The organism is Leptolyngbya sp. PCC 6406, from assembly GCF_000332095.2.
In the GTDB taxonomy this organism is placed as follows: Bacteria; Cyanobacteriota; Cyanobacteriia; order Phormidesmidales; family Phormidesmidaceae; genus PCC-6406.
Genome location: NZ_KI913949.1, coordinates 2,320,305 through 2,345,606 on the forward strand (window position 1 = coordinate 2,320,305; position 25,302 = coordinate 2,345,606).

Genomic DNA, 25,302 nt, shown 5'->3' on the forward strand with positions numbered 1-25,302 from the left:
ACTGCATCTACCGCATCTACCATGACCCTACCCTTGCGCCGCTCCCTGCGTCTTTGCCTATGGCTGATTTTGGGCCTGCTGCTCACCCTGCTGTGGAGCAGTGGGGGCAGCTTTATCCCCGCCCCGGCCCAAACCGCCCCCCCACCCCTCTACCAAGCAGGGGAAGATGCCTATGAGCAGGGGGACTATGAAGGCGCGATCGCACATTGGGAAACCCTACTGGCCGAAACCCAGGAGATTCCCCAGCGGGCCTCCCTGCTCAATAACCTCTCCCTGGCCCATCAAAACCTTCAGAATTGGGATGCAGCTCAACAGGCCATCCTCCAGAGCCTAGAGAGTCTGGGCTGGGAGGAGACCCGCAGCAACCGTACCCCCCAGCGGACATCCTTAGCCCTAGGCCGCAGCCTAGATGTCTATGGCCAATGGTGGGAACGCCAGGGTCAGACCGAGACAGCCCTGGGGCTATGGCAACAGGCAGAGCAACAGTACCGCCAGCACCTTAACCAGCCCAGCGCCCTAGAAGATTGGGTCAGAAACCAGCTCTATCAGGCCCGTGCCCTGCAATATCTGGGTCGTCATCTCGATGCCCAATCCCGGCTCACCGGTCTGTACCAAGCCATCCAGACCGAGCCCGATCGCCTGACCCCAGCCCTGCGGGTAGACTTAGCCATTGATTTAGGGCGCACCTTGCGCTTGATTGGCACCCTCGACAGTTCCCCAGACACCCTATCAGCCCTAGGGGTTTTACAAGCGGCTCAGGTACTGGCCCAGCAGCAAGCCCCCGATCGCCTCAGTGCCCTCCATCTAGAACTGGGAAATGTCTATCGAAGCATCGCCGAGCGCAACCTGGCCATCCAGGATAAGCCCAGAGCGCTAGAGAATCGGAACCGGGCGATCGCCGCCTATGACCAGGCCGTTGCCATGGCTTCCACACCGCTCCAGGGACTACAAGCCCAACTTAACTCCCTCAGTTTTATGGCTAAACACCTGCATCGGGCTACAGATATAGCCCCCGAACCGGAGGACCTAACTACCCTGGTGCGCCAGATTTATCCCCAGATCCAAGCCCTGCCGAGCCAAGATCGCCCCAGCATCGCCGCCCGCATCCACTTTGCCCACCACCTGATTCCCCTGCTCCAGACCCATCCCAGTCTGCCGCCCAGCCGCGCCGACCTAGTCCAACTGATCAGGACTGCCGTCGCCGCCGCCCAGGAACAGAACGATCGCCGCCTCTACAGCGAAGCCACTGGCATCCTGGGTCGCCTCTACGAAACCGCAGCCCCCACCCCCCAACACCTAGCGGATGCCTTCCGCGCCACCGATGTTGCCCTCACCACCGCCCAAGCCATTCACCGCCCTGAACTCACCTACCGCTGGCTCTGGCAACTGGGCAAAATTCAGGAAAAACAAGGGGAACGGGAAAGTGCGATCGCGGCCTACACCGCCGCCGTCGAAACCATCCAATCCCTCCGTCGCGACCTGGTCATCCTCAACCCCGATGTCCAGTTCTCCTTCCGCGACGACATCGAACCCGTCTACCGCGAACTCGCCGACCTCCTCCTCAAGGCCGACCAGCCCACCCAACCCTCTTTGAGGAACGCCCGTCAGGTGATCGACTCTCTGCAAACCCTGGAGGTGGAAAACTATCTGCGTCAATCCTGTAGCATCGCCAGCCTAGAGGCCGTGGATCGAGTGATTGATCAATTTGACTCCGCCGCTTTCCTGTACTCCATTGTCCTAGGAGATCGCCTAGAGGTGATTCTCAAACTACCCCATCAAGATCAACTCCTCAGCCACCAGACCTACCAATCTCCCGCCTGGTTTGAAACGCAGATTAAACAACTCAGAGGGGCTGTAGAGGGGCCTGCCTTCTCTGACGACACCCTGCAATTGACTAAAGCCGCCTATAGCTGGTTCGTGGAGCCCTTTGAAGCTGCTCTAGAAGAACAAGGGGTGACTACACTGGTGTTTGTTTTGGATGGAGTCTTGCGGGATATTCCTGTAGCGGCCCTCTTTGATGGAGAGCAATTCCTGATTCAAAAACCCTATGCGATCGCCCTATCCCCTGGGTTGCAACTGCTCAGTCCCCAACCCATGCAAGAAAAGGACATCAGTTCAGTGGTCATGGGTCTCTCAGAGCAACGCGGCGACCTACCTACACACCGTGACTTCCCGGCTCTTCGACATGTCATTACCGAAGTTGAAAGTATTCAATCAACGATACCTTTGGCCAAAGTCTTTTTGAATCAAGCCTTTACCAGCGACACATTGAGAGATGTGGTCGTCACTGATAATAGTCCCATCCTGCATATTGCCACCCACGGACAATTTTATGCCGATCTGGAAAAGACCTTTATCCTCGCCTGGGATAAACCAGTCAATATCAGGGAATTGGGAGATATTCTCCGACCTCGGGATCAGAACAGTCCTGACCCAATTGAGCTAATGATTCTCAGTGCCTGTCAAACGATGCAAGGTGGTGGGCAGGCCGCCCTTGGATTAGCGGGTTTAGCCCTGCAAGCGGGGGCCAGAGGAACAATCGCCTCTCAGTGGATAGTTGATGACCGAGCCACTAGTAACTTGATGGCCACCTTTTATCACATCCTGGCAACAGAAAAGGTGACCAAGTCAGAAGCCCTGCGTCGGGCTCAGGTCACCCTATTGGAAGCAGGACGGCCACCCTATTTTTGGGCAGCGTTCATCAGCCTGGGGAACTGGCTATAGCGTCCCAACCGCACCATGGTTTACGACCCCGATCGACATAGACGGCGATCGCTGCGATTGCGGCATCACGACTACAGCACTGCTGGAGCCTACTTCATCACGCTCTGTATCCAGAGCCGCTCCTGTTTGCTGGGGAAAATAGGCCAGGGGCACATGCAGTTGAATCCTGCGGGTTTTATGGTGGAGGAAATCTGGCGATCGCTGCCCCAACGATTTGACCATGTTGATCTGGATGCGTTTGTGGTTATGCCCAACCACATGCACGGCATTCTGGTGTTAACAGAGGGGTTGGACTCCGCTGCGACCAGGGCAGGCACAAGACCTGCCCCTACGGATCTGGGTGTTGTCGGAACAAACACAGAACCTGCCCCCATGGATCCGCCATCATCCAGACCCGATCTGGACTCCGTTGATACCAGGGCAGGCACAAGACCTGCCCCTACGGTTGTCACCAGGGCAGGCACAAGACCTGTCCCTACGGGTTTGGGTACCGATCGGCCACAAACGAGGGTGCCATTAGGGACGGTGGTGGGCGTGTTCAAATCCCTAACCACCCACCAGTACACCAAAGGCGTTAAAGACCAAAACTGGATCCCTTTTCAAAAACGGCTCTGGCAACGCAACTATTACGAACACATCATTCGGACCCCTGCCGACCTAGATAGAATCCGCACCTACATTCACAACAACCCCAAATCCTGGGAAACCGACCAACTCCACCCCCGCATCCCGTAGGGGCACCCCTTGTAGGTGCCCGGTGCGCGGGTGAGCAATTTTCACCCCCACATCCCATTGGCCAAACCCAACCAAATTCGGTAGGGGCACCCCTTGTGGGTGCCCGGTGCGCGGGTGACCAATTATGACCACAACATCCCGTTGGCCATCCCACCCCGCATCCCGTAGGGGTACCCCTTGTGGGTGCCCGGTGCGCGGGTGATCTGTGTGCGGCTAATTCAATCCATCACCTGGCAACAATCCAGAAAAGGCTGCTCCGCAAAAATTTCCAACCCATAACTCGCCAGCAACCCACGCCATGCCGCCAAAACCTCAGCATTATTAGGCTCAGACCTGCGTAAAACCGCCAATTCATTCAGCGCCTCATACCAGAACCCCTCCTCCCCATACCGCTGCGCCCTCTCCAATGGAGGTAACCCATCCATTTGCGCCAAAACCCCAGGTTCCACAGGTTGATACTGCACCAGGCCCCCAGATCGAGGATTACCAGAACGCCCCGGGCCAGTAGTCACCATCACCTCAGCAATCCAGGTATAGGTGAGACCGGGCTCCAAAGCATAATCCAGTTCTATGGAGATCAGCCCCGCTTCTGTGGGCATAGGAAAATCCTGCTCCGCAACTAGATGATAATTCCGCATCACCTGAAGCTTCAGGATCATTCCAGGGTCGTAACCATCGGGAACATAGATCCAAAACTGAGGCCGGCTGTCACTGCCATAGGCCAGGATGGCATCAGATGCCTCAACACAGTCTTCCCCCTCAGAGAAAGTACCGGTGCCAGGTACCATCGCCACCATCAAGCTAGAACACGGAGCCCGCCCCCCACCGGAGCTTCTAGGAGGGGGATTGCCAGAGTCACTTAAGGGATCACTAATGCGTAAACCTTGGGGAACAGGGCTTACTTGTAAACCGTGAGTACTATACGCTAAGCCATCTGAAAATGATTGCTCCTTTACAGCCCCTTGGCTGGACAGATCCAGAAATGGGATGCTACTGAATTGCACCTCCCCTAAAACACTGAATGGCCCATGAAACAGCAAAATTCCAGATAAGAGTATCGACGAGCTATGCATGGTAAAGCACCCTTTTGATTTATTTCAGTCTCAGCTTGTGAAAACCCAGGGGAATACTAAATCCTAAGATTAAGTACATCGACATGATCAGTCCATAGGGCAACCAAATGCCTTGTAAGAACAACAGATAGTAAATCCCCTGAAACGCCAAGAGTTGAACCAAGAATAAAGTCATTCCTTGCTTGGTGTTTCTGTCAAGGAGAAGTGACACTGTTGCCACCACAGCCCAGATCAAAGTCCACAGTATTTTGACTAACGGCGATGCCCCTCGTATTAACGGCCTGTCATCTAGGACAGCACTAATAATCTGACTGGCCATTTGAGCATGGAGCGCAATGCCGGGACTACCATAAGTCCTATCTAATTCATAGGGAGTCCAATTGACATCTGTAGAGTCAGACTCAGAGTCTTCTGAGCTAGAGGCTAAGCCTATCATTAATATCTTGTCCTCAAATAATTTTGGTTCCTGAGCGATAGCGCTACCGTTGAGAACAGTCGTTAGCTCAACGCTACGGGGAGGATGAGCCCGATAATTAACCAGTAGTTGATATCCCAAGGCATCGTCGAGAGGCAACTGGTAACCACCTGTATTGTGAGTCAGTTTTGGCATGGGCACATTACCAATACTGACAATTCTTGCCAAGGGATCACCACTATTGTATGAGTATCCTTCCGGTTCCAGATAGGCTGTTGCGACTTGAAGCGCTAGCGACCGACTAGTTGGACATATCTGCTTTGGACTCATACCCAGAGCCTGTCGTCGAATTACGTTGTCTGGGTCTAGAACAAAGGCATCACTAAAGCCTACGTTTTCAATAGGAAAATTTGAGGGCGGAGCTGTGCCAGTGACTTTGGCAATCGTGTCACCCATCTCACAAACCATGAAAACATTGTCTATGGAATCCAGTGCCGTCAACAGTTGTTCACTCAACTGATGATCCCTAAAGATGGAAGTAGCCAAAACCCTGGGGGGATAGTCCCCGGCTTGACGGATAATTTCCGCGATCGCATCATCGGCCAATGATCCTTGCATATCCATTTTTAAAGACTCCTGATACCGCTTATCAGCCTCATTCACGGTGATCAGCAAAAACCGCCCATCTGGCCCCTCAGCCGGTCGTAACCGCATGAAATGGTCATAGGCATTCAGCTCCATAGCCTGAAATAGCCCCAGGGATTGTAACCCTGTCAGGATTGCAGTCAGGACAACACTGATCAACGCAGCCCTAAAAACCGCTTTGCGATAAGAAAAAGCTCGTACCGGCGGGGGCTCTGGTTTTGGTATTACGTCTGGACTTACAGCCGGATCAAACACATTGCTCGCAGCCTGATCACCAAACACATTGCCCGCGATGCGGCCTCCGGTGCGGAGTTGGTGCCAGGTGGGGGGAGGGGGAGCCGTGGGGTTTTGACAGAGAATGGGCAGACTGCTAGCGCAGGGGTACTCATTCTCCAGGATGCGAAGCTTCTTGCGGGCGTCGCGCACCGCCAGGTGCAGCGGCAGACCACTGCTGTAGGCCGGAAGCAGATTTTTCAGAAACTGTTGGGCGACCTGATCCGGGACCGGCTCCCGCATGACGATCAACTGAGGGATATTGAGCCGCTCCAGATCCCGCGCCAAGCCCAGGCCATCACAGGAGTTGAAAATGGCAATTTCCAGACTATTGGCAATCGCCTTTTGGAGTCCTTCCTTGAGATCCTGGAGAGGTAATTTCTCTTGATCATTGAGGCTAATGACGCCTTGCTCTCCCTCGGTGTGACTGTGACCGGCAAAAAAGAAGATATCCCAGGGCTGATCCCAGAGGGCATCGTGGAGTGCTGCGCGGGTGGGTTGGGGGAGGAAGCAGATCTCAGCGTCAGGAGAGAAGGTTTCTAGAAACGTGCGATCGCGCTCTACCTCAATGCCTTCACTGCCACCGAGCACTGCTAGAATCCTGACTTTCCCCTGTGGATTAACGCTCTGTGTTCGCGTCGTTAAAACTTGCTCTGAAACTGAGGCACTGAGGATAACTTCAGCCCCTGGATAACGATCCAGAAAATCCCACTCTTGCCAAGGCAACTGTCTTAACTGAGCACTATCGGTACGCAGCAAAATCCGAATCTGATCTTGAGGATTAAGCTGTTCTCGTAGACCATCACCGATGGGCTTAAAGGTGTCTGTTCGCAGCCAAGTTTGAAATTGTTCCTGAAGCTCCGTCGCGATTTGGCGACAGTCATCCTTTCGCGATTGGATAGAGCCACTAAGCTGAACGGTTTTAAGCGTCAGCTCACGATACGATATAGACAATCCACGGTAGCTCCCACGCCACTGGTCTAGTATTCTAAACAAAGGGCGATTGGCGGGCAAAAATCCTTTATCTCTAAAGGTGGGACGACGTTCCTCCTCCCCAATCTCCACCGAGACTTGCACTCCCTGATTTGGAGAATCCTGCTGGAGATCGAGAATAACAAGTTTAGCCATATCTAGATGGGGTGATGTGCCCTACAGGTGAAGTCAAGAGGATTCTGACTCAGATCATAAATTGTTCTTCAATAGAAACATCTTGGTAGATAATCTTGACACTGAATCGATCGCCGGAACTGCCATTAAACGTAAACTGCAAGAAGTCATTCTTAGACCGAGTTTGGGTTTGGAAGACCGGCTCCTTAACATCGTCAAGAAGAAGTAATTTCAACCCTGGAATTAGATAGGGATCCTGAGTCGGTGAGATCTTAACTCTAATCTCATAGCCTTCACTGGTTTGGGATCGTAGTCCGACCAAGAGCCGAACTTGATTGAAATCAGGCTCATCATCTAGGGTTAACAGTTTTCCACATTGAATGACTTCTGGCACCGATAAATTGGATGGTGGGACAACTTGGCGAAAAGCCATGGCTGGTTCCAGAGTGTCTGTATGCCAATCATCTAACAAACCTTCTATGATTTGCCAACCAGCTTCAACGGTACGATCGAGCCAGCGACTCAGATGGGCAATTGAATCGCTTTGGGTGGACAGTCTTCCTGCCGATACAGGTTTTTTTCCTGTTTGGAATTGCGGGACATTTTGAGCAGAATTTTCCCACGCTTCTAAGTGCTCCAGAAAAGTATCTAGGGATTGTAGATTTCTGAGGGGAACTGTTTCCACATCAACGGTTTCCATGAAGCCCAGCAAGGTAGCCTCGCTTAGATCCTCATTGAGTTGAACAGCAATATAACCGATGCGATCGCCCCAGACCTCAGGGGGAACGTACATGATCTCGCTGTCGAATAGCACCGGACGACATTCCAGAGCCCCTAGACCAGGGAGTGTGAGATCAGCCACATTCATTAACGTCTGGGCCACAGCTTGATAACTATCACTGCTAGGCCAATCGGTTTGAATACCTAGAGATCGCAAGTGTAAATCCACGGCGTATACCGCCAATGTATTGAGATATACTTGCTGAGCCTGTTCTAGTTGCTGCTGTTGCCCACTGAAGACGGTTGCCTCTTGGTGAGCCTTTACGCCCAGAACAATTTTTGAAACGGCGAGAGATTCAAGAGATTCCATGATGTTCTCGTATGAGCTAGGTTTAATCAATTTACAAAGCACCATCCAGAATATATTCCCGGATTTTAGGGCTAAATCGTTTGAGGCTTCTTTGGTAGAACGAGCTTAAGGTTGGGACCTTTTCATCCAGTTGTGTTGCTAGAGCATCCCACTTGGAATTTTCAAACCGCCAGAGGGCGATGACCTGGAAATTGGCACGGGGATTACCGCGAACACAAGTTGCCCTAAATTCTCCTTGGGGATCTGTTTCTAACACAGTACGAACTTGCTCGGAGGGCAAAGGATTCTCCTCAGAGATGTCGGATGTGGATATCAATTCTCGACCGTCTTCCTGGATGCCATCCCGAAGGAAAAACTCTCGCTTGTATAGATAGTGCTTTTGAGTTTTATCGGAGCCACGAATATGACGAGAGAAAATAGGGTCTTCAATGGTCTTCATGGCCTGACTCAGGCAACGACGATTGATATGAAACCGGAGCCAATTCAAAACGGGTCCCCGGCTCGGATCATATCGATCGATTTCTTCATAGATCAGCGCCATCAGAAGGGTGTGGGCTTCATCACAAATTTCCTCGTAGGCATGGTGCAGAGATACGGGCAATCGGCTCTTAGATGGCTGATACAGCCGCCGATGTTGGTGTAACAACTGGAGTAATTGCCGGAGAGCCTTGCGGCGTTGTAGTCTTGCCGTTTCTGGGGAGTAGCCCTGAATGGCGAGGACTAACGCTTGTAGCTGATCATTCAATCTGGGATGTGCTTCCATGTTCGTCTGACGAAATCCTATAGGGCTCAGAGCGAATCGCGTTAACTTATCATCTGGGATGATCTCGCTAAAAATCCACCGATTTTATGCAAAACGGGACAGTAGTACTGCAGGGCGTAAATCAGCCCACTATTGTCGTACCAACCCAACATTTTCTGGTCCCCTTTCCCCTTGGGAGAGGGCTAGGGTGAGGGGCCGAGGTGTACTACGATAGAACGGTTAGGGTATTTACGCCGCCCAGCACTAGTACTGCTTGGCGGAAGTGGCCAAGGCATTTATGCGACCAAGGGCTTACCCGTGTAGTTCCACTTGAAGGGCTTAGCCATGGTGCGATTGAAGTAATCGACAAACGCTAAAATCTTCGCCTTGAGTTGGGCTTGACTGGTAAAACTCGAACGTCGGAGTAGCTTACGTACCAGGATGGAGAACCAAAGCTCAATTTGATTGAGCCAGGAGCAATGCTTGGGGGTGAAGTGAACGACCAGTCGATGGCTGGGGTCGCTCAAGAACGCCGCTCGGGTCGCCATAGACAGGAGAATGCCCGTCTTCCCTTTCTGGCCCAGATGAATCGGTTTTTCCTCGTGTTCCGCCACCAGTCGGACGAGAGATTCCGATTGATGAGTGTTGAGGCAATCCATGACCAGATGAATCTTGGAGGCATCTGGAACTTGGGCCAGTAAGGCTCTGAGGTGACTCTCGAGGTCTTGCTCGGTGCGGGTGTCTCCCACGGTGGCCTGATCCACCTGTCCGGTAGCGACATTGAATGAGGCAATCAGGGTTTGAGTGCCATGGCGAATATACTCAAACTCAATGCGGGTACAGCGTCCCGGCTTCATGGCGATGTCAGGCATCGTCCGTTCCAGAGCCTGGATTCCCGTCATCTCATCCAGGCTGAAGGTCAGCTCGCCGTGTTCGGCACGAGTGGCAGCCTGTTCGTAGACCTGGCAAATGTCTTTGACTTTGTCCTCGAAGTTAGGGTCGGGGGGGGGGAGAGCCAGTAACGGCTCTGGTGGGGTTTGAGGTCAGCCTCGGCCAACAGTCGGCCCACATGACGGGGACTGATACTCTCGACAATTCCCTGCTTGCTCAGTTCATCGGCCAGTTCTCCAGGGGTCCAATGACTGATGGGGCGGCCATACTGCTCGGGCGGTGCACAAGCTAGGGCATAGAGTTGCGTGATTTGTTCGAGGCTAAAGGTAGCCGGAGCCCCGGGACGAGGGACATCCTGTAGGCGCTCTTCCACAGCGACCTGTTGTTGACTCAACTCCAGCCAACGCCCCCGCCAGCGGCGACTCATCTCTTTGCTGACCCCCAAGTCTCGGGCGATTTCGCCATGGCCTTTGCCCTCATCAGCTGTGAGGATAATCTTGGCGCGCAAAGCGAGCTGCTGTGACGTCCGCTGACGTCGAATCAATTGCTCTAAGTCGCTCCGCTCCGTTTCGCTCAAAGTGAGCCTGGCGGCAGTCAGTCTAGCCATTGTAGAAAAGTCCTCTTTACCCTACCTCTCAATGGTAAGGTCATTTCAGCCACCCAGTACTAGCTTCTTCCTTTAGCCTCCATCGTGCCTTTGCTCTGTGCCTGCTGGGGGCTTTTCCCTCCTGAAGGCGCAGGGCAAACAATATGCATCGCCATTATTTTCTATGCTTAGTATTTATCTATGGTTAGAAAGACTTACCCATGATTTTCCTCTATTCTTTACTGGCCTTAGCGCCTATTCTCGTGGTGTTTGGGCTGCTGGTGGTGATGCGCTACCCTGCCAAGCGAGCCATGCCCCTGGCCTATGGGGTCACCGTCGCGATCGCGCTGCTGGTGTGGCGGGTTCCCGTTCCTCAAATTTTGGCTTCCACCTTGCAAGGTGCCGTTATTGCCCTGGAGATTCTCTACATTGTCTTCGGGGCAATTTTGTTGCTCAACACCCTGCGAGCCTCTGGCGCGGTTAGCACGATCCGCCGGGGACTGCTGGGCATTTCCCACGATCGCCGGGTACAGGCCATTCTCATTGCTTGGTTGTTTGGGGGGTTTATTGAAGGCGCGTCGGGGTTTGGTACCACCGCAGCGGTGTGCGGCCCCTTGCTGGTGGCGATCGGGTTTCCGGCCATGGCAGCTACGATGGTGGCCCTGATTGTGCAAAGCACCTCCGTTTCCTTTGGCGCTGTGGGAACACCGATTTTGCTGGGGGTCAACACCGGGCTGACGGGAGCCGCTGCGGTGGAGGCCCAAGTGGCTGACTTGGGCATTTCCTACGAGAGCTACCTGATGGGCATCGGTACTCGGGTAGCGCTGTTCCACGGCATTGTGGGTAGCCTGATTCCGCTGCTGATGGTGGCTTGCCTGACCCGTCACTTTGGACGGCGGCAACGCTGGCGGGAGGGCTTTGCCCTGTGGCGCTTTTCCCTATTTGCGGGACTGGCCTTTACCCTGCCGTCTATGGCCACTGCTGCCCTACTGGGGCCAGAGTTTCCGTCCCTGGTGGGGGGACTGGTGGGACTAGCCATTGTGGTGCCCGCTGCTCGTCGGGGATTTTTGCTGCCCCGTGATGGCTGGGATTTTGCCCCAGCGGCGGACTGGCCCGACCACTGGATGGGCCGCCTCAAGGGAACTGTGGAGCCGGAACGCCGGGGCATGACCCTGGTGAAAGCGTGGTTTCCCTATCTGCTGGTGGGGATTTTCTTAGTGCTGACCCGCCTGGAGGTGCTGCCGGTGCGGGGGTGGTTGCAGGCCGCTGAGTTTAGTGCTGCCAACCTGCTGAATACTGACGTTTCCATCAGTTCTCGGCCCTTGTATCTACCCGGAACAGTGTTGATTGTGGTGGCGTTGCTGACCTACTTCCTCCATCGGATGAAGGCTGCTGCCTTTGCGGGGGCGGCGACGGAGGCAGGCAGAACCCTATTGGGCAGCTCTATTGCCCTTTTGTCTGCGGTGCCCATGGCGCGGGTATTTATCAACTCCGATGTGAATGCGGCGGGGTTAGATAGTATGCCCCTGACCCTGGCGACGGGTGTGGCCCTGCTAGCGGGACAGTCTTGGCCCCTGTTTGCCCCTACCATTGGAGCCCTGGGAGCCTTTGTTGCGGGCAGTAATACCATCAGCAATATGATGTTTTCCCTATTTCAGTTTGGGGTGGCGCAGCAAATTGGTGTTTCAGGAGCGATCGTGGTGGCACTTCAGGCGGTGGGCGGGGCAGCGGGCAATATGATCTGTGTCCACAATGTGGTGGCGGCTTCTGCGACGGTGGGGCTAGATGCCCAGGAGGGGAATTTGATCCAGAAGGTGCTGCCGCCAATGATTTACTATGTGACCCTAGCGGGGATTCTAGGGCTGGTGGCGGTGCGTTAACCGCCTGTCAGGCGATGGCACGTCCGGCTTGGAGTTCTTGGATGCGATCGAGGCTGCCGATGGGGATGGCGTCGATAAGTTGACGAGTGTAGGGCTGCTGGGGTTCGCAGTAGATGCGGTCGGCAGGGCCGATTTCCTCCACTTGGCCCTGGTTCATGACCATAATGCGATCGCTCATGAACTTCACTACCGCTAAGTCATGGGAAATGAAGATATAGGTGAGGTTAAACTCTTGTTGAAGTTCCTTGAGCAGGTTTAGCACTTGAGCTTGGACCGATACGTCTAGGGCCGACACCGATTCGTCGCAAATGATGAATTTGGGATTGAGGGCTAGGGCACGGGCAATGCAGATGCGCTGGCGCTGCCCCCCAGAAAATTCGTGGGGGAAGCGTTTGATACAGTTGGGGTCGAGGCCCACCCGCTCTAGTAGGTAGGCGACCCGTTCCCGCTGATTACGGGGATTGCGGGCGACTTTGTGGATGGTGAGGGGTTCTGCGATCGCAGCTCCAACGGACATGCGCGGATCCAGGGAACTGAAGGGATCCTGGAAAATAATCTGCATTTCACGGCGAAGGTGACGCAGGGCTTTGCCCCGCAGGGTCAGGGCATCTTGCCCGTCAAACCAGACATGCCCACCCCTAGCGGATACGAGCTGGACTAGGGCGCGGGCCAGGGTGGTTTTGCCGCAGCCCGATTCCCCTACAAGACCAAAGGTTTCTCCCTGATAGATGTCGAAGGAGACATCATTCACCGCCATGACATAGCGGCGGGTATTACCAAAGATGCCTCGGATTGGGTAGCCCACCTGAAGATTTTCCACCCGCAGCAGGGGGCCGTTTTTCTCTAGGGTTTGGAGGCGATCGCGGATCTCTTGAGGTGAAATCTCCTGCTCCCAAGCTGCCACCTGGTCTGGATTCTGATCCCGTTCCCGAATGGTGGGAGTTCCGGTCTTATTGGGCACTAGCTCCATAAAGTCTGCCACCGTCGGCAACTGCCGCAGCCGTTGACTGGGGAGGGGGCGGCAGGCCAGCAAACCCTTGGTGTAGGGGTGCTGGGGCTGGGCAAAAATGTCCCACACCGGCCCCGTTTCTACGATTTTTCCCTGGTACATCACGGCCACTTGGTCGGCAATCTCGGCAATGATGCCTAGGTCATGGGTAATGAAGATCATGGACATGCCTCTGCGATCGCGCAGTTCCCGCAGCAGGTCTAGGATCTGGGCCTGGACGGTAACATCCAGGGCTGTCGTGGGTTCATCCGCAATTAACAGATCAGGGTCACAGGCGATGGCCATGGCGATCATCACTCGCTGGATTTGTCCGCCAGACAGTTCGTGGGGGTAGCGATTGAGGAGGGCTTGGTGGCGCTGATCAATGTCCTGTTTGATCTGGCTGGGTCGCCATCGGGGATTCGCTGCTGCAATCTGCTCGGTAAGCACATCATCCTGGGGCAGAAGCTGCACTTCTTGTAGACGTGCGATCGCAGATTGCCGCGCCGCCTCCGGTTCCAGATTTTGGTGCTGACGAATCGCCTCTATCAGTTGAAATCCGCAGGTATAGACGGGGTTCAGGGAACTCATAGGTTCCTGGAAAATCATAGAAATCCGATTACCCCGAATTTGCCGCATCTGGGTCGGTGTCAGCGTGCGGAGGTCAACGGGTTCCGCCGCCGCCGGGGAAAACCAAATCTCTCCAGCGGTGACCCGTCCAGGGGGGCTGGGCACCAACCCCATCACCGCCAGGGAAGTCACCGATTTGCCCGATCCCGATTCCCCCACAATGCCTAGGGTTTGACCCCGCTGCACCTGAAATGATCCCGCTTGCACCGCCTCTACCAGGCCACCCTCGCCCTGAAACTGCACCGTCAGATGGCGAACATCCAAAATAGGAGCGGTCATAGCAGTCAGCGTGCTCAGAGGATGGGCAAAACCCCCAACCGCACCCCAGCCCTCAGAACCTAATCCAGTGGCACAGCGTGGCACAGTCGAGTTAGTAACGGATCATAGCAGCGCTCCCCCAGAAAAACGGCACTGGAGGCAAATTCTCAGATAAGTGCTGTGCCGCTGCGGTTAAGCCTCCATCTGACACCTCCGTGAACAAGGGGCTTAAGCCCCTTGCCTGTACGTAAACCGAGTGAGGACCGCTACAAGCCTTCCAGCTCAGCCATGAACCGCTGCACCGCCAGCGGCAACTCCGTGGCCAACGTCAGGGCTAACGTTAAATTACTCCGCAGTTGAGATGGGTCGATCTCCGTTACATAGGCATGGCGCACAAAGTGCCGGAACCCCCGCAGACGATTCATCCCATCGAATAATTCCTCAGACAGCAAAGCGGGCCGAACTCCCGGCACCGGCTCACTCATCCGTAGCAACAGCGTGCGATGCCATCCTCCGCTACTGCCAACCTGGTTCTCGCAGGCCGTCGCCACCAGTTTCAAAAGATCTTCAGCCGCACAATAGAGATTATGAATTTGATAGGCAATGCTGTCCATCTGGGCTGCCCCCTCCAAGCCCAGCACCAGCCGATCCTGCAAGCGCTGATGAACCCGCGCTAACAGACGCAGTTGGGCACGGAGTTCAGCCCCTAATCCGGCAAGTTGATCGCGTTCCATGGCGTTCCCTGCTCCCGAATCTTCCCGGCAAAGTGGCACTGATCCAGGGGCACCACATCCACATCCCGATCCAGATGCAAAGATAGATAGCTGCTCAACCCAAAGGGATCTCCTATCCCCAAACTGTCTACCCCCACATCCACATCAGCCGTTGCAGAAAAGCGGCCCGGTTGGGTCACCGACCCAAACACATAGCCATGGTCAATACCATAGTGCCCCCCGTGCTGGGCTAGCCAGTCCAGGGCAGCAGCCAAAACCTGTTGCCGCGATCGCTCCTGCTGCTGCCGTTGCTGGGCCAGCCTTGCATCCAAAATCGGCGTAGGAAAAGCCATCTAACTGCTGATACGGGTCATCAGCACAGGGCAAGGGGTATACACCCGCACATAGTCCGAGAGCGATTCACCCACTAAGCGATCGAGATCGGGAATGCCCTTAGCGATAGAGGGGCGACGGTCAGGAGAACCGAGGATCAGCAGATCCACATTCATATCTTCCGCCAGTTGGCAAATCCGTTGCCCCGCCTTACCCTCGGGAGCTACCAGCTTGTAGGCAATGTCATAGCGACTGGCTTCAGCGGCAGCAGCGGTAAGAATAGGATCTTTGCGAGGGTCAGGATCGGTCTCATCAAAGGGACGAGCCTTGAGGTTGGAAATAGAATGCACTAGCACCAGCTCTGACCCCTTGACATCCCGTAGGAGATTGATCGCCAGCTTGAGTCCCTGCTGAGCAGAGTCAGACTTATTCAACGCCACCAACACCCGCTTGATGGGACGAATCATATAGAGATCGTCCTTGACCAGCAGCATGGGACGGGAGGACAGTTGGAACACATACTGGCTAACGGAATTATCTAAAATCGCCCGCAGCCCCTGGAGCCCCCTAGAACCCATGATGATCAGACTGGCATCGATTTCCTCCGCCACCTGCACCACGACATCCTTGGGTTCCCCTTCCCGCAGCATCGCGGTAACCCGAGTTGGGTCGAGGTTCAGGTTGCTGATGGCCTTGGCCAGAGTTCGCCCCCCAGCTTCCCAGCGGCTGGTCATATCCTCTGCCGAAATTTGGGAGGGCACCACATGCAGCACCGTCACAGAGGCCCGTTGAATTAGCGGGATCTCCATCAGTACCTTCATTGCGGCTTCGGTGTTCCCAATGCCAGAATCCGCCAGTAGAATTTTCTCGATCATGATGACCTCCTAAGCAGACCCCTCATGGTGGGGCCGAAAAACATTAAAAAATTGAGATGTTTTGACAGAAACGGAACAATTGAATCTAGGAGATAAGCTCGAAAAGCCTTGGACTGTCAGGCACTTTACTATCCCTAGTTCATCATACGCACCGAAGATCAGCGGGGTTTAAGCGATTTCATGATTTTCAACAACACTACTCAGTGCCGCGATCCGAAGGGGGAGCAGTTGGAGAGGAATCCGCTGACCCACCAGATTCAGACTTGTTTGTAGTCACAATTACGACGGAGAAGACAGCCGCAACTGGACCCGCCAGCAAGATACCCAGAATGACGCCACAGAAGGTACAAACCACAAGGGCAATCAGCCCTAGGGTCATGCGGCGCTGTTTTCTCGCCAAGAAGAACGGGACTAGACCACATAGGGCTCCAATAAGAAAGCCACCAATTAAAGCTCCGATGATAAATGCAGGATCCATAGGTATTATTCCGATGGCGAAGGGTAAGGGTTGAGGCTAGGGAGGTCTCTTCTCAAGATGCCGTAGCCTGGGGTTCTAGCCTAGGGCTCCTTCATGATTCACAATCTTTAATGGCCATGACCGCTGTTCCTAAGTCGGTGTTTGAGTATCCGGTCCATGTCTACCCCCACCATACGGACTATGCTGGCATCGTCTGGCACGGCACCTATGTGGCCTGGATGGAAGAGGCCCGAGTGGCGTTCCTGCGTGCCCATGGCCTCAACTTTGCCCACTGGGTCATTGCCGGTGTGGATCTGCCTGTGGTGGAACTGACCCTGCGCTACCGCCAATCCCTAGGCATGGGGATGGATGCTATGGTGCGGGCTTGGTTAGAGCCCCGCCGGGGGGTGCGGTTGGTGTGGCAGTATGACATTCAAAACCAGGCTACAGGGGAAACCTGTGTGCTGGGGACAGTGGTGCTGGCCCCAGTAGATCGCCAGACCCGGCGGGTACTGCGCCGCTTGCCAGCCGAGTTTCAGCAGGATCTGGATCGCTTGTATGCCGAGTAGGTGAGGGGTGAAGGGTGAGGGGGTCAAGGGTGAGGGGTGATTTCTGCGGCATAGTAGAGTCTTCTCGCTTCGCTGGATATGGAGAACATCGATGACATCTGCCGCTGCTCTGTTGCGCTTACTCCAACTTGCCAGTCCAGCTCTCCCCGTAGGAGCCTACAGCTACTCCGAGGGGGTAGAGACCCTAATTCACCAAGGTCGCATTACCAGCGGCGAGAATCTAGCCCACTGGCTGATCCAGGAACTAGAAATGGGGGCGATTCGCTTAGAGGCGGCGGTGATGGGGCGGGCTATGGTCGCTTGGCAAGAGTCAGATCTCGCTGCCCTAGAGCGCTGGAATCATTGGCTATCTGCCGTGCGGGAGACGGAGGAGCTGCGGCAGCAAAGCTGGCAAATGGGGCGCTCTCTCCTGCGGCTGTTACGGGATTTAGAGCCCGGTAGCCTTAATCCCTTACCAGATACCTTCTCTACTCAGCCCTGTAATTTTGCGATCGCATTTGGTATCGCTGCCGCCCTGTGGCAATTGCCTATCGAAGAAACCATCTTGATATACCTACAAAGCTGGGCCGCTAACCTGATCAGCGCTGGTGTGCGCCTCGTGCCCCTGGGTCAAACAGAAGGCCAACGCCTTCTGGGCCACTTAGCAGATCCTCTGAGTAGAGCTGCTGAGAGGATCCCCACCCTGCTGGACCATGACCTGACCACCTGTAGCTGGGGGCTCACCCTAGCCAGCATGACCCATGAAACCCAATACAGCCGCTTGTTTAGGAGTTAGATTCCCTTCACGGTTAAGCCGATTGAGTCAGATGCGGCTGAGGGTGAGGTGGGGCTATAAGGCATGGAACCGATCACAGGGCATCACCTTCTGCCAAGTGACGCAGGGCTTGCCATTTCTCAGGCTGCTGCTTGACGTTGACTCAGCCATCGCTGAAATGATGGTTGGCTCTCTCTTGAGGGCTGACCCAGAATCAGATTTTTGACACTGATGTCTTCATCAAGCTGATTCCAATGAATGTCTGCGCCATGACCAATAAATCGCCAATCCTGGCGCTCTTTGGCAGACCCCTGCAACAGCCGTGGATACCACGCGATCGGCACAGAAATCGTCCGGCCATCTACAAGATCAATGGATAAGGTGTCATCAGTGATCTCGACTGACTGAATGGTGGGAATGTCCTTTAAGTCAACCATTAAAAAGTCATGCCAGCCCTCCAATAATTACTCTTGATTCTCTTCGACTTGCTTCTGAATAGGGTTGATTTCTTTGCGACTAAATCCCTTATTGCTGTGGAGTGGAACTGGAGTTAGCCAAAACTTGGCCTCCGCTTGGTCACGCTCAATGGGGCTCTCTAGGCTAGCCCAAACAAGATGCAGTACGGCATCTTGTTTAAGCAGTTTCATTTGCTAAAATCGCGGCTTCAATTTCCCTAGGATGGGCTGCGGCGTAGAGCCAAGCATTGGTCAAATCAATTGCGGTAAGGGTGGGATAATTTTGCAGGATTTCTGCATCACGACTACCCAGGTTACGGGCTTGTACCAGCACCCAGGCCGGAATGCGGGTCTTGGCGATTCGGGCCTCGCTACCGCAAATACCCGGTGTTTTTTCAATTTTAGGGATGACCCATTCCCTGAAATCTATGGATGGAGCCTCTATCTAAAACTGGGAAAACTCTTTAGAGCCTAAAGGATTTTCGGTTTCGAGCTAGACGCTGACGATAGCGACCCTTGGTGCGCCCGACAGAGGGGAGGGCGATGCCCACTAACCCCAGCAAGCCCACTGGAGTTCGAGTAGGGGGATGGAACGCTACCGCCTGGGGGATGGCCTCAGTGGCTTGGGTAGACTGTCGATTTTGCCGATACTCTGCCCCCGTCAAGGACAGCAGACCCGCCACTAGCAATACACTTAAGCTATTGAGGGACTTGTCAACCCCCGGCAAGTCGTAATGGGTGGAGAAGGTTTTGAAGATAAACCAGCAGAAAAAGCCCACCCCGATCAGCAAGAAAATGATATTCACCGCTGGGCTGTTGTAAAAGGTGTAGATTGCGCCCTCAGTAGCGCCATCAATCGCCCCTTCAAACTCTTCAATCGTAGAAAATGGACTGGACATAATGGGTCTATCCTCCTGGATTTTTAGTACTCTGCGGCAGAAATGATTTACCTACTTGCCAAAGCAGGAAACCTTGTGTGACAGGGAAATGTGACAGGGAATTGCCTTTGTGGCTTGTGCCCCTATGCCCTATGTCAAAGGCAGGGTCATCGCCAGCGGGCAGGCAAAGCCAACGACTTTGTTGCTACTCCGGAGACCCTATGCGAAGAGGGCAGACTTTTGCCTTTCAGCACTAGTGCTTAGTCAATTAATGATTGACGGGTGACCGAAACCCTGGAGTTTAGTTGGGGTTGAATTTTGAGGGTCGAAGACCCTCAAAATTTTCCTGACGGAACACTTAGTGTATTGACTAAGCCTTGGGGCTAGCTTGAGCCATGGGAACATTCTTCTGCGAAGTATAGCCATTCTGCTCTGACAAAATGGAATATTCTGGGTAGCCTTCGATGCCGAAATCCACTAGGTCTAGACCAGCGATTTCCTCTTCTTCCGAAACCCGCAGAAGACCAAACTTATTCAGCACAAAGCTGACGCCATAGCCGGGAAGAAATCCGAGAAGTAGGGCACAGATACTAACCCCAATCACTTGCGCCCATAAATTTGTTGTTGGAATGCCATCAAGCTGGGGATAGCCCGCCGCAAAGATGCCCACCATGAGGGAACCAAACACACCGCAGTAGCCATGGACCGCAAAGGCTCCTACAGCATCATCAATACCTGCCCTTTCCACAGCGTTGCCCACAAAGGGCATGGTATAAGCCCCGACGAAGGCCAGCAAAATCACAATGGGAGGGCTGTACACATCCATGGCGGCAGCAGCGGAAATAATGCCTGCAAGGCCCCCGGAAATGGTGTAGAAGGGGTCAGCTTTAGAGCCGATATAGGCTCCAATAAAGCCAGCGGAGAGGGCCAGGGTAGTGCTAACCCCTACGGAGGCCAAGGTCATCGGTGTGCCATAGATGGTGATCTCCATGGACTGCCCCGGTACGAAGATGACACAGGCGGCCAAGAAGGCATAGAAGCCGACAAAAATCAGCATCAAGCCCACCATGGTTAGGGGCAGGTTATGGGGCATGATCACACGGGGTTTGCCCTGGGCGTCAAATTTGCCGACCCGTGGCCCCAAATTGATCAAGACGCCCAAGGCGAAGAAGCCTGCAACGGCGTGGAGTAGTCCCGAGCAACCAAAATCGTGGTAACCCAATTGGGTAAAGAGCCAACCGTAGGGATTCCAGCCCCATGAGGCGGCGACCACCCAGGTAAAGGAGCCTAGAACCATGGCGAGGATGGCGTAGGCTCCGATTTTAATACGCTCAATCACTGCCCCTGAGAGAATGGAGGCGGTGGTCATGGCAAAGAGGGCAAAGGCAAACCAGAAAACACCTGTGAGGTTGTCGGCAACGTTTGGCCCTAGGGCGGGGGACCAGGGATAGGAGGCTTGGACGAGCCCCAGGACTTCACCTACGGTGCCTTCTGAAGCGGGATCGGTCCAGGGGCCGACGATACCTCCCTGAAAGGGAAAGAGGGAGAAGGCGTTGTAAACCCACCAACCAAAAAAGAAGAAGGTAAGACCGACAATGGATAGGGTCAGCAGGTTCTTGACCATCGTGGCCAGAACATTTTTGGTCCGGGCCGCGCCTCCTTCGTAGGCGAGGAAGCCCACGTGAATAAGCAACATCAGTACAGAGGCCCAATAGTAGTAGGACTCTGATACAAAAGTTGCTAGAAACTCTTGTGATTCAGGAGACATAGGTCATACTCCTAGGTGTCAGATGGGGGTGAACAAAAGGGTCAAAGGTGGACTAAGAAACGTACATCAGGAAAACCAGAGCTTTGATTTCTCGTCGCAAAATTTTCCATAGCCTCTGCTGACCAAGGCTCATGTTTATAGACAAGGTTCTGATGAGGTGGGATCTGATTTTCTGAAAATCAAATACGTCCTCACCAAAGGGCAGTCTACGATTCCAGAAACACGGTGGAATTACATCGCTGAGGGATTGAATTTACCTGGATAGGTTGTTATGTCAAGAGTTTGCATTGCAAACCCTTTAGGAGCTGTAGTGAGCGATACGGAACCCCATTGCAGCGCTGGATTTAGGGTGTTGTTCCGGATGAGGTTGATACCTGTTCCTAAGCTTGCGGCAAGCCAGAGGCTTGCGCAGTAGTCAGAAGATTTACGCCGCAGGTACGGGTACTAGGATGTTGCACCACAATTCCTGACTGGTGGTGCAACGGATCTCACCCCCTCTAACTCCTCCTTGCCAAGGGTACGGTGTACACATAAGTCACTGTTTGATGGGCATCCCGGCCTGACCCCCTCTAACTCCCCCTTGTAAAGGGGGAGGACTAGAGTTTCCCCCCTTTACAAGGGGGGATTAAGGGGGGTTTGCAAGGGGCATCAGCACCCTTCCAGAAATATGTGTACACAGCAGCCTTGTAAAGGGGGAGGACTAGAGTTTCCCCCCTTGTAAAGGGGGGATTAAGGGTTGCAAGGGGCATAAGCACCCTTCCAGAAATTATGTGTACACAGCAGTTACCAAGGGGGGGCAAGCGCAATTTGGAAGGACTGTATTTATCCGCCGGGACGGGGAACCGGGAGGGCGAACCCGGATTGGAACTGGTGCAGCCGTTCCTCAGCGGTTTCCGCCCCCGCCACCCACAGGGTTTCATAGAAGAAATAGGAAACTCCAGCGTAGGCGCGATCGCGGGTTGCGGCCAACTGTTCCGTCAGTAGCGCCCCATCCGTGGGACGCCCCCGCAGACCACTGAGCAGACCGATACTGGTGGAGATATGGCGGCGGGCCTGCTCGATACTGGGTTTATTCAGTTCCCAAGCAAAGCGATCGAGCTCATTGCGGTAGACCTGCACCACCAATTCTTCCACAAACCCCCGCTGCTCCCAAGTGGGCCAATCCTGGAGATAGCGCCCGTAGGAAAAGGGATAGGGATTGGGGGAGATCGAGACGATGGCCTGGGGTTGCCGATTTTTCACTAGGCGATGGAGACCCTCCACAAAGGTGGTGATCTTCTCCGCCCGCCAGCGAACCCACTCGGCATCGGACTCGTCATCGGAGGGGGCGGTGCCGCCGTGGTCTTGGCGGTAGAGATTGACGGTGTAGGGGTCGTAGCCCATGGCCACCGGCAGGCCCAAATGGTCGTCGAACTGGATGCCCTCCACGTCATAGTTTTGCAACACCTCATCCACCAAGAGCAGCAGCAACCGCTGCACCTGGGGATGGAAGGGATTCATCCAGACAAAGGTTTCCGCCCCCTGGACATCATCCTGGGTGCCATCTCGACGCTGGGTAAACCAGTCGGGATGCTCCCGGCGCAGGGGATAGCTGGCTTCAGCAGGGGCCATAAAGCCAAACTCAAACCAGGGCACCACCGCCATGCCCTCGGCGTGGGCCAAGTCAATGAGCTCCCGCAGCATGTCGCGATCGCCCTGGGCCGCTTCAAGGGCAGGACTTTCGTTTGGGTACAGGCGCTTGGCACGGCCCAACATCCGTTCTGCGATCGCACTTGGGTGCAGCGTATAGCCCCCATTCCACACCACGGGATAGAGGGTATTGAAATTCAGCGCCTTGAGCCGCGCCACCCCCGCTGCCAGATTGGCCTGGGAAAAGAGAACCGTGCTGTCGATATTGGTCATCCAAACTCCCCGCACCTCCTGGAGGGGCTGGATCTGAGGCGGCAGTTCCGGTAACGGGGTGACCCAGGCCGGGGGAATCGTGGCTTGCAGAGCGGACTCTGGGCTAGCTTTGCACACCAAAGCCGCCACCTCCGCCCGCGTTGCTACCTGATTGGGGCTCAGGGTCTGGGGGGCCGCTTGGTTCACCAGCCGTCCTGCACTGAGGGCGGCAGCAACTCCCTCCCGACCATAAAGGGGCACTCTGGCTCCATCCGTCAGCCCTGTCCGCAGCAGGTCGCCGGGGCGGGCCACGTAGGGCAGTCCTGCCCGCGCTGCCAAGGCGGTAAGGGCCTCCGCCCTGGTAATGGTGCGGTTGGCATCGTAGTAGCGATCGGGATAGGTGTGGAGCGGGTTGACGGGAGAGGCCAAGCCCAGCGCCCGTTCGGCGGCATTGGCCCCCTGGTAGGGCACCCCTGCGGCGGGGAGTCCCTGGGTCAGCAGGGTGGCGAGGTCAGCCCAGGTGGCGGCGGCTTCTGGGTGAAACCGTTGGTCGCGGTCCAGGGGCAGCAACTGGCGATCGCTCAGGGCTTGCAAACAGTCTGCGGCCCAGTGATTTTGGATATCCACAGCTCTAGGGGGACGCGGGGGCTCAGACCCCCGGTTCCCTGGTGGATTGCTGGGGGTGACCACCTGGGACAGGACCGCATTGGGTGCTTGGGGCAAGGTCTGAGCCATCAAGGGCACCATGGCCCCCAGCAGAATGGCCCAGATCAACCCCAGGAGAATGCCCGTTGCCAGCCGTTGCCCGGTTGATAAACGGCGGACAGCTCGTGAAACTTCTCGATTTGTCCGCTGACTCAACAGCCGATATATAAACGATGCCATTAACCACCACTACGCTTTACGGAATAGCCCTGTTTTTGCAGCACCGTCAGCAGCGTCTGGGCATGATCTCCCTGAATCTCGACGGTAGCCTCCTTGACGGTGCCGCCACTGCCACACTGGGCCTTGAGCTTCTTCAAGAGGGTGGCCAGGGTTTCGGGACGATGTTGAAAGCCACTGACGATGGTGACGGTCTTGCCCCCTCGGCCTTTGCGGCTGACTTCTACCTTCAGGGACTGCTGGGCCGGGGGCAAATCCTGTACCCCCCGCTGTAGGGCGGCGGGACGGGCGGTGCTGAATTCTGAATACACGACGCGATCGCGGGGAGCATCGGTTCCCTGAGCACTGGCTCCCTTACGCTTGGCCATGGTGGCATTCTCCCTCCCGTAACTCCTCATCACTGCTGCCCCAGTATGCCACGGCCCCTGGGACGACAGGACAAAACCCCTCACTCCGGTACGTGTCCCTTGTGCAAATCTGCCTTGATGGGCACTGCCTTTCGGCCTTTGTCCCGGCCAGGAAAAAGCCAAGTAGAGGCCCAATGAAAAAGGGGGCGTGCAACTGCACGCCCCCTTTTGACTCTCACATTGTTCGGTATTAGAACCCACTGAAGCTGGGCAATGCCCACCGCCCAATTTCAGGGGATAGGATAGGCACGTTCTATTTTACCCATCCTACAAAACCATGTCGAATTACAAGCCACAGTCAGCAGCACTAGGTACGGTATTAACGGCACTAGATTTAGAAAGCTTAGCGCTGCTCTGACCGGCAACAGCGTCAACACAGCCTCTGAAACCGTGTAGGTTTACATCCAGAGGAGTTGCCGTAATGCTAGCGCTAGTTGCAGCATTTCCAGTCGTGCCTGTTCCAACAGCATACTTATAGAACTTAGTTGAGATTGTTCCATCTCCCGCTGCCGTCCCAATACCGACCTCTAGCTCACTAAATGCTGTAGCGAATCTAGGTTGTTCTAGACGATAGGCTTGCTGACCCCGATTTACAGAACCAGCGTAGGTGTTGGCTTCAGATTCACGGGCGCGGTTGGCTTGGTTGAGGAAGGAAGGCAGAGCGATCGCGGCCAGGATGCCGATGATGATGATAACCACCAGCAATTCAATTAGGGTAAAGCCACCCTCTTCTTTCTTAGCGATCAAATGATTCAGAAACCGAGTTTTGAAGTTAGTCGTCATGGGGAAGTCTCTCCTTGGGAAGCGGGTAGCTTTGTCTAGCTCCTGTGAGTAGACTACCCGGCTCAGATTCATTCCATATCACCTGCTCCCAAAATTCAGGGAATTTCCGTAGTCTCCGCTAGAGTTTGGCCCTATTGGACGGTATAACCCGCTGCCGCGATCGCTTGAGTAACCTGGGTGGAATCCACCGCCGTATCAATCGTGACCTGTTTGGTCGCAGGGTCGGCGGTCACGGTGGCGGTAGGGTCTAGGGCTTGCACCGCCTGGGTGATGGTATCGGCACAGGCTGAGCAGGCCATGTCGGGGATGGTGAGGGTGAGCATGGGGGTGTGGGGTGTGGGGTATGGGTGTGGGGGTGTGGGGGTGTGGGGGTGAAAGGTGGTAGGAATTTTAAGTTTTGAATTTTGAATTTTGAATTAAATTTCCCGTAGGGGCGCGGTTTCCGCGCCCAATGCAGGATGCCGCCTATGGAATTTGTGTCTGGTGCCCTGGCTCTGCCTGGGTACCTCT

Annotated in this window: 25 protein-coding genes; 5 read left to right on the plus strand and 20 right to left on the minus strand. The window is 54.8% G+C overall.

What is annotated here, in order from left to right; genetic code table 11:
- Nucleotides 1–21: 21 nt before the first annotated feature.
- Nucleotides 22–2,724, plus strand: coding sequence for a CHAT domain-containing protein (locus LEP6406_RS27440; protein ID WP_008308664.1), 2,703 nt, complete (start codon nt 22–24; stop codon nt 2,722–2,724).
- A gap of 15 nt (nt 2,725–2,739) precedes the next feature.
- On the plus strand, nt 2,740–3,459 hold the full coding sequence (locus LEP6406_RS0210395) for a transposase (RefSeq protein ID WP_008308666.1): 720 nt from the start codon (nt 2,740–2,742) through the stop codon (nt 3,457–3,459).
- Between the two features lie 218 nt (nt 3,460–3,677).
- On the opposite strand, the gene LEP6406_RS27445 is transcribed toward LEP6406_RS0210395, so the two are convergent.
- The 6 genes from LEP6406_RS27445 to LEP6406_RS0210425 all read right to left on the minus strand — a co-directional run bounded on the left by LEP6406_RS27445 (nt 3,678) and on the right by LEP6406_RS0210425 (nt 10,302).
- Entirely contained in the window at nt 3,678–4,247 is a 570-nt protein-coding gene (locus LEP6406_RS27445; protein WP_162160861.1) for a DUF928 domain-containing protein, read from the minus strand.
- A 304-nt stretch (nt 4,248–4,551) separates the two neighbouring features.
- Nucleotides 4,552–6,993, minus strand: a complete 2,442-nt coding sequence (locus LEP6406_RS0210405) for a CHASE2 domain-containing protein (protein ID WP_008308670.1) — start codon at nt 6,991–6,993, stop codon at nt 4,552–4,554.
- A gap of 49 nt (nt 6,994–7,042) precedes the next feature.
- Complete coding sequence (locus tag LEP6406_RS0210410; RefSeq protein WP_081748056.1) at nt 7,043–8,107, minus strand: DUF1822 family protein; 1,065 nt, start codon at nt 8,105–8,107, stop codon at nt 7,043–7,045.
- The gene (locus LEP6406_RS30195) at nt 8,094–8,807 is read right to left on the minus strand and encodes a hypothetical protein (RefSeq protein WP_155834670.1); all 714 of its coding nucleotides are present in this window, start codon (nt 8,805–8,807) and stop codon (nt 8,094–8,096) included. Before LEP6406_RS30195 ends, LEP6406_RS0210410 begins: the two co-directional genes overlap by 14 nt.
- A 293-nt stretch (nt 8,808–9,100) precedes the next feature.
- Nucleotides 9,101–9,706, minus strand: coding sequence for a transposase (locus tag LEP6406_RS0210420; RefSeq protein ID WP_027269029.1), 606 nt, complete (start codon nt 9,704–9,706; stop codon nt 9,101–9,103).
- Nucleotides 9,707–9,723: 17 nt separating this feature from the next.
- Nucleotides 9,724–10,302 carry a helix-turn-helix domain-containing protein gene (locus tag LEP6406_RS0210425; protein ID WP_027268720.1) on the minus strand — a complete coding sequence of 193 codons (579 nt, stop codon included), beginning with the start codon at nt 10,300–10,302 and terminating at the stop codon, nt 9,724–9,726.
- Nucleotides 10,303–10,502: 200 nt separating this feature from the next.
- Here LEP6406_RS0210425 and LEP6406_RS27455 point away from each other — a divergent pair, with 200 nt between their 5' ends.
- Nucleotides 10,503–12,161, plus strand: coding sequence for an L-lactate permease (locus LEP6406_RS27455; RefSeq protein ID WP_008308710.1), 1,659 nt, complete (start codon nt 10,503–10,505; stop codon nt 12,159–12,161).
- A 7-nt stretch (nt 12,162–12,168) separates the two neighbouring features.
- On the opposite strand, the gene LEP6406_RS0210435 is transcribed toward LEP6406_RS27455, so the two are convergent.
- From LEP6406_RS0210435 to LEP6406_RS32805, 5 genes are all read right to left on the minus strand, one after another.
- On the minus strand, nt 12,169–14,058 hold the full coding sequence (locus tag LEP6406_RS0210435) for an ABC transporter ATP-binding protein (RefSeq protein WP_008308711.1): 1,890 nt from the start codon (nt 14,056–14,058) through the stop codon (nt 12,169–12,171).
- A gap of 245 nt (nt 14,059–14,303) precedes the next feature.
- Nucleotides 14,304–14,771 carry a ribonuclease toxin HepT-like protein gene (locus LEP6406_RS0210440; RefSeq protein WP_008308712.1) on the minus strand — a complete coding sequence of 156 codons (468 nt, stop codon included), beginning with the start codon at nt 14,769–14,771 and terminating at the stop codon, nt 14,304–14,306.
- On the minus strand, nt 14,744–15,103 hold the full coding sequence (locus LEP6406_RS0210445) for a nucleotidyltransferase family protein (protein WP_008308713.1): 360 nt from the start codon (nt 15,101–15,103) through the stop codon (nt 14,744–14,746). Before LEP6406_RS0210445 ends, LEP6406_RS0210440 begins: the two co-directional genes overlap by 28 nt.
- On the minus strand, nt 15,104–15,958 hold the full coding sequence (locus LEP6406_RS0210450; RefSeq protein WP_008308714.1) for a universal stress protein: 855 nt from the start codon (nt 15,956–15,958) through the stop codon (nt 15,104–15,106).
- Nucleotides 15,959–16,154: 196 nt separating this feature from the next.
- Nucleotides 16,155–16,436 (minus strand): hypothetical protein, encoded by a 282-nt coding sequence (locus LEP6406_RS32805; protein WP_008308715.1) that lies wholly within the window; start codon nt 16,434–16,436, stop codon nt 16,155–16,157.
- 116 nt (nt 16,437–16,552) lie between these two features.
- Here LEP6406_RS32805 and LEP6406_RS0210455 point away from each other — a divergent pair, with 116 nt between their 5' ends.
- Both LEP6406_RS0210455 and LEP6406_RS0210460 read left to right on the plus strand, forming a co-directional pair.
- Nucleotides 16,553–16,984, plus strand: a complete 432-nt coding sequence (locus LEP6406_RS0210455; RefSeq protein ID WP_008308716.1) for an acyl-CoA thioesterase — start codon at nt 16,553–16,555, stop codon at nt 16,982–16,984.
- 91 nt (nt 16,985–17,075) lie between these two features.
- Nucleotides 17,076–17,759: an urease accessory protein UreF gene (locus LEP6406_RS0210460; RefSeq protein WP_008308717.1), complete on the plus strand. Its 684-nt coding sequence runs from the start codon at nt 17,076–17,078 to the stop codon at nt 17,757–17,759.
- A gap of 119 nt (nt 17,760–17,878) precedes the next feature.
- Here the strand turns inward: LEP6406_RS0210460 and LEP6406_RS0210465 are convergent, their stop codons facing one another.
- From LEP6406_RS0210465 to LEP6406_RS0210505, 9 genes are all read right to left on the minus strand, one after another.
- Nucleotides 17,879–18,175, minus strand: a complete 297-nt coding sequence (locus LEP6406_RS0210465; RefSeq protein ID WP_008308718.1) for a DUF2442 domain-containing protein — start codon at nt 18,173–18,175, stop codon at nt 17,879–17,881.
- 27 nt (nt 18,176–18,202) lie between these two features.
- The gene (locus LEP6406_RS27465; protein WP_008308719.1) at nt 18,203–18,385 is read right to left on the minus strand and encodes a DUF4160 domain-containing protein; all 183 of its coding nucleotides are present in this window, start codon (nt 18,383–18,385) and stop codon (nt 18,203–18,205) included.
- Complete coding sequence (locus LEP6406_RS31095; RefSeq protein WP_081748057.1) at nt 18,372–18,638, minus strand: DUF433 domain-containing protein; 267 nt, start codon at nt 18,636–18,638, stop codon at nt 18,372–18,374. The genes LEP6406_RS27465 and LEP6406_RS31095 overlap by 14 nt, the downstream gene beginning before the upstream one ends.
- A gap of 19 nt (nt 18,639–18,657) precedes the next feature.
- The gene (locus LEP6406_RS0210480; protein WP_008308720.1) at nt 18,658–19,092 is read right to left on the minus strand and encodes a hypothetical protein; all 435 of its coding nucleotides are present in this window, start codon (nt 19,090–19,092) and stop codon (nt 18,658–18,660) included.
- Nucleotides 19,093–19,441: 349 nt separating this feature from the next.
- The gene (locus tag LEP6406_RS0210485) at nt 19,442–20,839 is read right to left on the minus strand and encodes an ammonium transporter (protein ID WP_008308721.1); all 1,398 of its coding nucleotides are present in this window, start codon (nt 20,837–20,839) and stop codon (nt 19,442–19,444) included.
- A gap of 822 nt (nt 20,840–21,661) precedes the next feature.
- Complete coding sequence (locus LEP6406_RS27475) at nt 21,662–23,605, minus strand: glycoside hydrolase family 10-like protein (protein ID WP_008314406.1); 1,944 nt, start codon at nt 23,603–23,605, stop codon at nt 21,662–21,664.
- Nucleotides 23,605–23,970, minus strand: a complete 366-nt coding sequence (locus tag LEP6406_RS0210495) for a translation initiation factor (RefSeq protein ID WP_008314404.1) — start codon at nt 23,968–23,970, stop codon at nt 23,605–23,607. The genes LEP6406_RS27475 and LEP6406_RS0210495 overlap by 1 nt, the downstream gene beginning before the upstream one ends.
- Before the next feature lie 324 nt (nt 23,971–24,294).
- Nucleotides 24,295–24,792, minus strand: a complete 498-nt coding sequence (locus LEP6406_RS30200) for a type IV pilin-like G/H family protein (RefSeq protein WP_008314403.1) — start codon at nt 24,790–24,792, stop codon at nt 24,295–24,297.
- Between the two features lie 131 nt (nt 24,793–24,923).
- Nucleotides 24,924–25,115 carry a heavy-metal-associated domain-containing protein gene (locus tag LEP6406_RS0210505; RefSeq protein WP_008314401.1) on the minus strand — a complete coding sequence of 64 codons (192 nt, stop codon included), beginning with the start codon at nt 25,113–25,115 and terminating at the stop codon, nt 24,924–24,926.
- Between the last annotated feature and the right edge of the window lie 187 nt (nt 25,116–25,302).

Coding starts and splice junctions, on each gene's coding strand:
- LEP6406_RS27440 (WP_008308664.1), top strand. CDS start 22: ATGACCCTACCCTTGCGCCGCTCCCTGCGTCTTTGCCTATGGCTGATT.
- LEP6406_RS0210395 (WP_008308666.1), top strand. CDS start 2,740: ATGGTTTACGACCCCGATCGACATAGACGGCGATCGCTGCGATTGCGG.
- LEP6406_RS27445 (WP_162160861.1), bottom strand. CDS start 4,247: ATGGTACCTGGCACCGGTACTTTCTCTGAGGGGGAAGACTGTGTTGAG.
- LEP6406_RS0210405 (WP_008308670.1), bottom strand. CDS start 6,993: ATGGCTAAACTTGTTATTCTCGATCTCCAGCAGGATTCTCCAAATCAG.
- LEP6406_RS0210410 (WP_081748056.1), bottom strand. CDS start 8,107: ATGGTGCTTTGTAAATTGATTAAACCTAGCTCATACGAGAACATCATG.
- LEP6406_RS0210420 (WP_027269029.1), bottom strand. CDS start 9,706: ATGACGGGAATCCAGGCTCTGGAACGGACGATGCCTGACATCGCCATG.
- LEP6406_RS0210425 (WP_027268720.1), bottom strand. CDS start 10,302: ATGGCTAGACTGACTGCCGCCAGGCTCACTTTGAGCGAAACGGAGCGG.
- LEP6406_RS27455 (WP_008308710.1), top strand. CDS start 10,503: ATGATTTTCCTCTATTCTTTACTGGCCTTAGCGCCTATTCTCGTGGTG.
- LEP6406_RS0210435 (WP_008308711.1), bottom strand. CDS start 14,058: ATGACCGCTCCTATTTTGGATGTTCGCCATCTGACGGTGCAGTTTCAG.
- LEP6406_RS0210440 (WP_008308712.1), bottom strand. CDS start 14,771: ATGGAACGCGATCAACTTGCCGGATTAGGGGCTGAACTCCGTGCCCAA.
- LEP6406_RS0210445 (WP_008308713.1), bottom strand. CDS start 15,103: ATGGCTTTTCCTACGCCGATTTTGGATGCAAGGCTGGCCCAGCAACGG.
- LEP6406_RS0210450 (WP_008308714.1), bottom strand. CDS start 15,958: ATGATCGAGAAAATTCTACTGGCGGATTCTGGCATTGGGAACACCGAA.
- LEP6406_RS32805 (WP_008308715.1), bottom strand. CDS start 16,436: ATGGATCCTGCATTTATCATCGGAGCTTTAATTGGTGGCTTTCTTATT.
- LEP6406_RS0210455 (WP_008308716.1), top strand. CDS start 16,553: ATGACCGCTGTTCCTAAGTCGGTGTTTGAGTATCCGGTCCATGTCTAC.
- LEP6406_RS0210460 (WP_008308717.1), top strand. CDS start 17,076: ATGACATCTGCCGCTGCTCTGTTGCGCTTACTCCAACTTGCCAGTCCA.
- LEP6406_RS0210465 (WP_008308718.1), bottom strand. CDS start 18,175: ATGGTTGACTTAAAGGACATTCCCACCATTCAGTCAGTCGAGATCACT.
- LEP6406_RS27465 (WP_008308719.1), bottom strand. CDS start 18,385: ATGAAACTGCTTAAACAAGATGCCGTACTGCATCTTGTTTGGGCTAGC.
- LEP6406_RS0210480 (WP_008308720.1), bottom strand. CDS start 19,092: ATGTCCAGTCCATTTTCTACGATTGAAGAGTTTGAAGGGGCGATTGAT.
- LEP6406_RS0210485 (WP_008308721.1), bottom strand. CDS start 20,839: ATGTCTCCTGAATCACAAGAGTTTCTAGCAACTTTTGTATCAGAGTCC.
- LEP6406_RS27475 (WP_008314406.1), bottom strand. CDS start 23,605: ATGGCATCGTTTATATATCGGCTGTTGAGTCAGCGGACAAATCGAGAA.
- LEP6406_RS0210495 (WP_008314404.1), bottom strand. CDS start 23,970: ATGGCCAAGCGTAAGGGAGCCAGTGCTCAGGGAACCGATGCTCCCCGC.
- LEP6406_RS30200 (WP_008314403.1), bottom strand. CDS start 24,792: ATGACGACTAACTTCAAAACTCGGTTTCTGAATCATTTGATCGCTAAG.
- LEP6406_RS0210505 (WP_008314401.1), bottom strand. CDS start 25,115: ATGCTCACCCTCACCATCCCCGACATGGCCTGCTCAGCCTGTGCCGAT.